General features: G+C 31.6%; 6 protein-coding genes. 1 reads left to right on the forward strand and 5 read right to left on the reverse strand.

Annotated elements, in window-relative coordinates:
- Window positions 1-14: 14 nt before the first annotated feature.
- From N5E64_RS15235 to N5E64_RS15250, 4 genes are all read right to left on the reverse strand, one after another.
- Window positions 15-644, reverse strand: coding sequence for a hypothetical protein (locus tag N5E64_RS15235; RefSeq protein ID WP_280038244.1), 630 nt, complete (start codon window positions 642-644; stop codon window positions 15-17).
- A 261-nt stretch (window positions 645-905) separates the two neighbouring features.
- Window positions 906-2006: a hypothetical protein gene (locus N5E64_RS15240; protein ID WP_280038245.1), complete on the reverse strand. Its 1101-nt coding sequence runs from the start codon at window positions 2004-2006 to the stop codon at window positions 906-908.
- Window positions 2007-3230 (reverse strand): DNA (cytosine-5-)-methyltransferase, encoded by a 1224-nt coding sequence (locus tag N5E64_RS15245; protein WP_280038247.1) that lies wholly within the window; start codon window positions 3228-3230, stop codon window positions 2007-2009.
- A 2-nt stretch (window positions 3231-3232) separates the two neighbouring features.
- Window positions 3233-3559: a helix-turn-helix transcriptional regulator gene (locus N5E64_RS15250; RefSeq protein ID WP_280038249.1), complete on the reverse strand. Its 327-nt coding sequence runs from the start codon at window positions 3557-3559 to the stop codon at window positions 3233-3235.
- Window positions 3560-3900: 341 nt separating this feature from the next.
- On the opposite strand from N5E64_RS15250, the gene N5E64_RS15255 reads away from it, so the two are divergent.
- Entirely contained in the window at window positions 3901-4740 is an 840-nt protein-coding gene (locus N5E64_RS15255; RefSeq protein WP_114999181.1) for a tyrosine-type recombinase/integrase, read from the forward strand.
- Between the two features lie 21 nt (window positions 4741-4761).
- On the opposite strand, the gene N5E64_RS15260 is transcribed toward N5E64_RS15255, so the two are convergent.
- Window positions 4762-5109: a helix-turn-helix domain-containing protein gene (locus tag N5E64_RS15260; RefSeq protein ID WP_114999179.1), complete on the reverse strand. Its 348-nt coding sequence runs from the start codon at window positions 5107-5109 to the stop codon at window positions 4762-4764.
- Window positions 5110-6172: the final 1063 nt, after the last annotated feature.

The raw sequence follows: 6172 nt of genomic DNA on the forward strand, positions 1-6172 counted from the left end.
ATCTGCAGGCAAAACTATTCTTGCTGAATCCAATTGTATTTTCCATTTTCTAGATAAATTACTCCACCTCCGCAACTTTCTTCTGCATGAATAAATATTCCATCATTTTTTAGTTTTATTTTATCTTCATCTTTTACTTCATCTTCTGTAATAATTTCTCCTTCATCGCTTACATTATTGTAATATATTTCGTTTTTTGGGGCAATTTCAAATATTCCTGCCCAATCAATTTCATCAAAGCCTTGGTTTAAAACATCTTTTCCTAAACCTAAATGATCTATCTTTTTTTTGTTTCCAAAAATTATTCTCAATCCACTTTTTCCATTTTTAGTATTTCTTACAATTTGAATTATTTCATCAAGATTGTCACCATCCAAATCACATTTAATAGTATTTACTTTATGTTCTTTTGAAATTTGAATTGTATCTGTTTTATTTAGATTTTGATTAATTTTAGTTGAGTCAATTTTAGTGGAAGTAATTTTATTACTTTTTTCGAGAATATTATTTTTTTTCTTCTCCTTACAACTAAAAAATGATATTAAAATAAATATAAAAAATAGGTTTCTGTTTTGTGGCATGGCTGTCAAATTTGCTTGCCGATAACGGGAAACGGCTTTGCGAAGGAGCGGAAAAGGAAGCACAAAAGTTCAGTTTAGCACTACCGTAGCATAAGCCATTTTCTATTTGCTAAATTACAAAAAAGGAAATAAAAATGGCTTATGCGGTGAAAGAATTACTACCGTTGAATTTTGCACTTAACCCGCTCTTTTGCAAAACCGATGTTATACGACCGCCCCTTTTTCATTATGTTTGTCGTTTTGCATTGGATTGGTAGTTCTTTTACATTTTTTGTTTGGCTTTGTGCGGTTGGGAAAATGTAAATGTGCTACCAAAAGCGTTGGCTACATTTGTGATATAATATTATTCCATTCTTTTTTGTGTTCAAATTTCAATGCAGTATCTGTCTCAATTAAATTCACGTAGTTTTCAATGAACTCGGACGTGTCAGAAAGTAAACGCAGATAATATTTCAAAGAATTTGTCAAACCATTTGCAATAACGTGACAACCGTGAATGTTCTTTATACGTTCAATTTCTTTGTTTATTTCTTCTACTTGTGAAGCGTCAATATTTGCTGTTGAAAGTAAGTAATAACGGTTTACTTGCGTTGTCTTGAATTTCTCAAAAGCATCTTTTACAAGTTGTGCGGTTATAGCAATTCCGTGTTTGACTTCAACGGCTTCAAATGCCCGTTCTTTCTCATCAACAATGTCAATATCTCCAATTCTTCCGCTTCGAGTGTCTGCTGATGTATGGCTTTCCATTGGTAGCAATACTTTTCCATCAAATCTTTTGGTTTCGTTTACCAAACATTGATAAGCTGCGTATAAAGCCAAAACGGGCAACCTTGATGCTCCTTCTGCCGAATACTTTGTATCAAAATGTTTTGAAAGTAAATTGATGATTGTTGCAATTGGTAAATTTAATGGTTTAGCTAAATCAATATGTTGTGCATTACGTTGAATGATTAATCCTTGAAATAGGAAACTCAAAACTTTGTCAATATCTTTTCCTTTTTGAATAAAATCAATGGTTTCCAAAAATGCAGTTTTCAAAGAATCTGGTCTAATAGCTCCTGAATAATTAAAATCGTAAGGAACTTTTTGTTCTAAAGAGCGAGTTAGCCAACCGCTTTCAGCCATTGCTGGAAATTTTACACTTTTTAAAAATGGTGTGATGTATTTTGAATCAAAAGTTCTCCCAGAATAGCCATTTGAAATACTTGTTTGGTGATTTCTTATATCCTGTTCAGGATTAAGAATTTTGTAAACAGCACTTGTCAAAATAACAGTAATAACACCTTTCGCAGATTCAGACCTGCTTAATATTTCTCCTAAATGACCGGAAATGCTTGTGTCTAAATCAGACTTTATTATATCATCAGAACCAACTATCTGCATTGATTCATTGTAAACCTTTTCTAAAAATTCAGTTGGCTCCATTTATTTCGTTTCTATTAAAAGTTGAGTTTTAATCTGTTCTGCAACAGCTTTAATCATAGGAATTGCAACTGAATTTCCAATCTGTTTATAAAGTTCTGCTTTATTAGATAACAATTTGAATTTATCAGGAAATCCCATAATTCTATAACACTCTTGTATAGTTAATTTTCTTACTTTTCCTTCGTGCCAAATCCAAAATCTTCCAGACGATTCTTGTGATGGTAATGCAGGATGAACCCCCTCCGTTGAATAAATTCTATTGGGTTGTTTATGTACTCTTGATAAATGTTCAGTTCCTTCTCTAACTCCTGCTTTTCGGATAGTCTTATTTCTATATCCTGCAAAAATCAATCCCGAATCTTGTACTTTTTGCTCTTCCAGAATGGTATAAGGTTCTTCCAAATATTCAAAATCGTTTTCCTCGTCCAAGAAATTTTTTAAAGAAGGTTTCTCCTTTTTCTTGATTTTCGAGAAATCAAATTTTGTTTTTTTGTGTCCAATAATAATTATTCTTTCACGGTTTTGTGGTACACCAAAATCAGAAGCGTTAAGAACTTTTTTTGAAACTACATATCCCATTTCTTCTAAATGTTGGATAATGGTTGCTAAAGTTCTTTTCTTGTCGTGATAAACCAAATGCTTTACATTTTCAAGAAAAATGACTTTTGGTTGATGCTTTTGAATGATTTCAAAAACGTGGTAAATCAATGTTCCTCTTGTATCTTCAAAACCTTTCATTTTCCCCGAAATACTAAATGGCTGACAAGGAAAACCAGCACAAAGAATGTCGTGTTTCGGAACGATGTTTGTGTTGAGTTTCGTTATGTCACCAAATGGAACTTCTCCAAAATTCAATTCATATGCTCTTTGAGCGTGGTAATTAAATTCTGATGAAAACACGCAATTTCCACCAAGTTCTTGTAAAGGAATACGAAAACCTCCAATTCCTGCGAATAAGTCTATAAATGTAAAGTCAGGATTTTTAGGTGCTGGAAAGGGAATGTCCCATTTTATAGGAAGCATTGCTTGTAATTCGGCAGGTTCTGCAACAATATTTAGTTCTTCATTTATTTCATAGAAATACTCTTTAGCTCTTTTCTCATACGATTTAGATACACCATTTTTATGATTGTGTAGATAATGTGTGAAATATGCTAAATCTTCTGCGTTGCCGTTTAAGGTTTCAACTTTTAGTTTTTCCCTAAGTTTTGAATATTTAATCATAGCTAAAAGTTTATTTTTCCTTGTTGTTGGTTTTTAATTCTCATATACTTTGCCTTCTCTTCCGCAGCCAACAACAGTTGTTTAGGTTCTTCTTGTGGATAAATAATTTCGGCAATTTTTTCACTAAAATATTCGTGTTCCAAATGTTTTAGGTCAAGATTAAAAGTAGCTGAAAGTTTCGGCAGTATTTCAACCGGAATACTCCGCTTGCCATTTTCTATTTTGGAAAGTGTTGATTGGTCAATATCTAATGCAGCGGCAAGTTTAGTTAAGGTCAAGCCATTGTCGCACCTTAGTTTGTTTATATATTCTCCAAATGTTTCTTTCATGGTCTTGATTTTTTTATCTTGACAATTTTGGCAAATTTAGTAAATGGTATTGACTTTAGCAATATTTGAGCGAAGGGAAATTCAAGCTCTTTTGGTTTTTGAGCGTTGGATTTGTGCTGTTGGAAAACCAAATGTGCTTGAATGTGCGGTGGCGTTCAGGGGTGTCGTATAACATTGTTTTTTCACGAAACTGATCTAGCTTTTGTTTCGTAAAAAATCACCTATATCTGCATTTCGTAAAATTAGAAGCAAATATAATTATTTTTTTGTAAATTAGACACTTACTAAAATAATATTCATGTATCACGAAGTAATTTGATGTAAAATGTAATAATGAATGTATGGATAGCGAAACGATTCTAAAAACGTTGCAAAATCGATTAAAATTACAACGATATGCAAACAATACCATAAAATCGTATTGTGGTTACACCCAAGTTTTCTTAGAACAGATGGAAAAATACAATAGATTAGATGAAATTCCTATTTCAGAAATCGAATTGTTTATCAATACAAAAGTAATTCAAGAAAATATCAGTGTTTCCTATCAACGTTCTTTGGTTGGAGCAATTAAAAAAGTATTTGAATTAGTTGAAAATCAGAAAATTGAATTAAATTATCTTTATCCGAAACGAAAAGTTAATAAATTACCAACTTTCTTTTCTCAAGAAGAAGTACGAAATTTATTAAATGCAACAGAAAATTTAAAACATAAAGCTATTCTTACCATAATCTATAGCTGTGGATTGCGACTAAGCGAATTGATAAATTTAAAAATTGCAGATATAAAATCAGAAAGTAATTTACTTCTTATTCGTCAAAGTAAAGGTAACAAAGATCGTATAGTTGCTTTGCCAGATAAACTTTTGCTATTATTGAGAGAATACTATAAGGTTTATCAACCTAAAGACTTTTTGTTTGAAGGCGCAAAAGGCGATCAATACAGCGAAAGAAGTGTCCAATTAATTTTAAAAAACGCCATGAGTAAAGCTGGTGTTTTATCAAAAGGCAGCGTACATACATTAAGACATTCCTATGCTACTCATCTTATAAAAAGTGGAATTGATGTTCGTGTAGTTCAAGAATTATTAGGTCATAACGACATTAGAACTACCATGATTTATACGCACATTACAGATATTGATAAAAAATCTACACCAAGTCCTTTAGATTTTTTGTGATAATTTGTAAAATCTAACATATTATTTTATCTCAACAACCTTCACCACTTCACTTTTCAATACTTTAGTGCCTGCCTCATTATAAGTCTGTTCTACCGTAACTTTAATTCTGTCGTATTGTGGAATTGGAAAGTTTAATAACTCACCAATATTTTTGTACCCGAATGCTTTTGCTAAAAGAGTGATGTGACGGGTGCTATATTTATGTTTTTCACGATAATTTTCAACATTACCAATAAAACTTTTCGCTAAACCCATTTTAAGACTAAGGATTTCTTGTGAAAACTTTTCCTTTATTCTTAGTTTCTTAATATGTTGGATTAACTCAAAATCAAATTGAGTAGTTTCAAATTCAAAATATTTTATCATTTTATTAAAATATTTTACACCAATATATTGGTGTGTTAAAAAATATTGTTATATTTGTATTAGCGATTTGATAATTAGACTTTTGATAGTCATAATTAAACGATGTGACTCGATTCCAAAACGACCAATTTTCCATCGAGAACACCGTGAAATTGCTCCATGTCTCAAAAGTTTTGTACTTTCGTATATGGCATGTGAGCGGTTCTCACGTTAGCTTTAGGTGGAAACTTTATTATCCTCGGATTTTAAAGACGGGTTTGGTCGCCCATGGATCTAAGGTGTGAGACTGCTCCTTGCTTTTTTTGCAAGTATATCTTCATACACGAGAAACATCGTTCCATAAAACCCAACACAAAATGAGAACGAAACAATTTCCATTCATCCGTAAAAAACCACCAGACAAAGTCTGTTCGTTTTTTCCATTCTTTTAAAGAACAATTCTCCGTTTTATAACATTTAACGGAACGTAAAGAAAAGGTTCCCCTTTCTTTACTCGCTCTCTATCTGAGCCTCGGTAATGAGACTTTGACAGTTAGGTTATACTCTTTTTTTCGCAAATTAAAAGTAAACCCTTTCATATCATTTTCCAAATTTATTGGGGCTACTACCTGATTTAAGTTGTAAGTAATGAGTTATAAGTAATGAGTTAAATGTATGATGTACAGATTAGATGTTAGATATGAGAATTGAGATTTTAGAGTTGTACTATGTAAAAAGTAGAATGTATGATGTATTTGAAAAAGGATTAAAAAAATGTCATATGATTTGGAGGCGAGTGTCAAAAAGTTGAAGAAAATGGTTAAAATGTTTTACTATTTGCGTAGCAAATGATTTAAAACATTCAATGGCTGAAACTTATTTTGACCGTCGAAAATCAAAGACAAGAGTTTTTTGATTACTTATTTGCTCTCTTCCCCGAAGAGCATATGAATACCTATAATTAAAATAGATATGCTATGAATAAAAAAGTGATAGAAAGTATTTTACATTCGTTTTTTCCTTGATGAAAAAACGAACAAAAAAAATCAAGACCGCGATTTTCGACGTTCAATTACCATTTCAT

Source organism: Empedobacter sp. GD03739, assembly GCF_029843245.1.
GTDB lineage: Bacteria > Bacteroidota > Bacteroidia > Flavobacteriales > Weeksellaceae > Empedobacter > Empedobacter falsenii_B.

Excerpts from the sequence above, each read along its gene's own strand:
- N5E64_RS15240 (WP_280038245.1), bottom strand. The coding sequence starts at position 2,006 with ATGGAGCCAACTGAATTTTTAGAAAAGGTTTACAATGAATCAATGCAG.
- N5E64_RS15245 (WP_280038247.1), bottom strand. The coding sequence starts at position 3,230 with ATGATTAAATATTCAAAACTTAGGGAAAAACTAAAAGTTGAAACCTTA.
- N5E64_RS15250 (WP_280038249.1), bottom strand. The coding sequence starts at position 3,559 with ATGAAAGAAACATTTGGAGAATATATAAACAAACTAAGGTGCGACAAT.
- N5E64_RS15255 (WP_114999181.1), top strand. The coding sequence starts at position 3,901 with ATGGATAGCGAAACGATTCTAAAAACGTTGCAAAATCGATTAAAATTA.
- N5E64_RS15260 (WP_114999179.1), bottom strand. The coding sequence starts at position 5,109 with ATGATAAAATATTTTGAATTTGAAACTACTCAATTTGATTTTGAGTTA.